We start from the raw sequence: 1,546 nt of genomic DNA, 5'->3' as shown, positions 1-1,546 counted from the left end.
GGCGAGGGGCCAAGCGACTGCGGCGGCAGATTCCGCTGAAGGCGCTCACCCACGGCATCGCAGATCGACCGGCTGGTCTTGCGATCGATTGATTCGCTGGCGTCGGCGAGGCGACCATTCATAACGGGTTCCGGTTGGTATTCCCTGACATTGGGGACGCCATACCAAGTCATGGCCCGCGAAATGGTTTCGCCTCAGCCAGCGATTGCAGTGGACGGCTGCCAGATCCGGCTGGGTTGGTAAAAATTGTCTAAAAATCGAAGGTTTGGCATTGCCCGACAGAGCATGCCCAGCAGCCCAGCAGAAGGCCCCGGCACAAGGCCGGGGCATCTGAGCGATCGGGCGTGGTGCTTGGCTGTCAGTAACAGCGGTTGACGAGCCGCCAGCGCGGTCCCCACGGGGTCGGAACCAGCTCTCGCGCGTAGCAGCCGCCATAGCCATAAGACACCGGACCGCCGACGAAGCGCGGGCCGCCCCAGCCCCAGCGGTGCCAGCCGCCATGCCAGCCTTCGTGATACCCACCGTGCCAGCCTCCGCCCCAGGCGGCGGCCGGCGAGGGTGCAAGCGCCGCCGCGCCGAGAGACAACGCTGCGACCGTAACAAACGAGAGTTTGCGTAACATGATCATCTCCTTGAAGTCCGGCGCGGGAGGCGCCGTCGGTCATGCACGCTAGTCCGCTGCAGGTGAACCTCACCGGGACGGCGTCGACAGAATGGGTTCACCTTGGTGAAATTGCTGTAATTCCCGGTCGGTCTGCTGAAGCGGTGCGGGTCGCTTGCCGCGGGCCGATGACGCCGATATAAGCCCCGCAACGCAAAAAACCCGCTGTTTCAAGGACGAAAGCATCATGGCGATTGAACGCACCTTCTCGATCATCAAGCCCGACGCGACCGAGCGCAATCTCACCGGCGCCGTCAACGCGCTGATCGAAAAGGCCGGCCTGCGGATCGTGGCGCAAAAGCGCATCCGCATGACCCGCGAACAGGCCGAGACCTTCTATGCCGTACATAAGGCGCGGCCGTTCTTCGGTGAGCTGGTGGAGTTCATGACGTCGGGCCCGGTCGTGGTGCAGGTGCTGGAAGGCGAGGGCGCCGTACTCAAATATCGCGACGTCATGGGCGCGACCGATCCGGCCAAGGCCGCTGACGGAACGATCCGCAAGCTGCACGCGAAGTCGATCGGCGAAAACTCGGTGCACGGGTCGGATGCCCGGGAGACGGCGGCGACCGAGATCGCCCAGTTCTTTTCCGGCAACGAAATCGTCGGCTGATCGGCGAACGACTGCTGCGACAAGAGCCGCCGTGCGGGCGAGGGGGTAGGCTGTGAACTGGCTGTCGCAGGTCTTTGACCCAGCCAATATCGGCGCATTCTTCACTCAGCTCGGCGCCGATATTGAACGGCCGGCGTTCTGGCTCTCGCTCGGCAAGATCATCTGGATCAACGTGTTGTTGTCGGGCGACAACGCGCTGGTCATCGCGATGGCCTGCCGCGGTCTGCACGGGCGGCACCGGTTATGGGGCATGGTGATCGGCGCCGGCATTGCCG

Annotated in this window: 3 protein-coding genes; 2 read left to right on the top strand and 1 reads right to left on the bottom strand. The window is 63.9% G+C overall.

Annotated features, from left to right (window positions below):
* Positions 1 to 358 precede the first annotated feature (358 nt).
* Positions 359 to 622, bottom strand: a complete 264-nt coding sequence (locus WCB02_RS35285) for a sulfur globule protein precursor (protein ID WP_423966002.1) — start codon at positions 620 to 622, stop codon at positions 359 to 361.
* Positions 623 to 848: 226 nt separating this feature from the next.
* Between WCB02_RS35285 and ndk the strand changes: the two genes are divergently transcribed.
* Together ndk and WCB02_RS35275 are read left to right on the top strand one after the other, a co-directional pair.
* Positions 849 to 1,271: a nucleoside-diphosphate kinase gene (ndk, locus tag WCB02_RS35280; protein WP_423966000.1), complete on the top strand. Its 423-nt coding sequence runs from the start codon at positions 849 to 851 to the stop codon at positions 1,269 to 1,271.
* A gap of 52 nt (positions 1,272 to 1,323) precedes the next feature.
* Positions 1,324 to 1,546: TerC family protein (locus WCB02_RS35275; protein ID WP_423965997.1), on the top strand; the 223-nt coding region annotated here is incomplete at its 3' end.

The sequence above is a fragment of the Bradyrhizobium sp. genome (assembly GCF_049581145.1).
In the GTDB taxonomy this organism is placed as follows: Bacteria; Pseudomonadota; Alphaproteobacteria; order Rhizobiales; family Xanthobacteraceae; genus Bradyrhizobium.
This window is presented reverse-complemented; position numbering and strand designations above follow the sequence as displayed.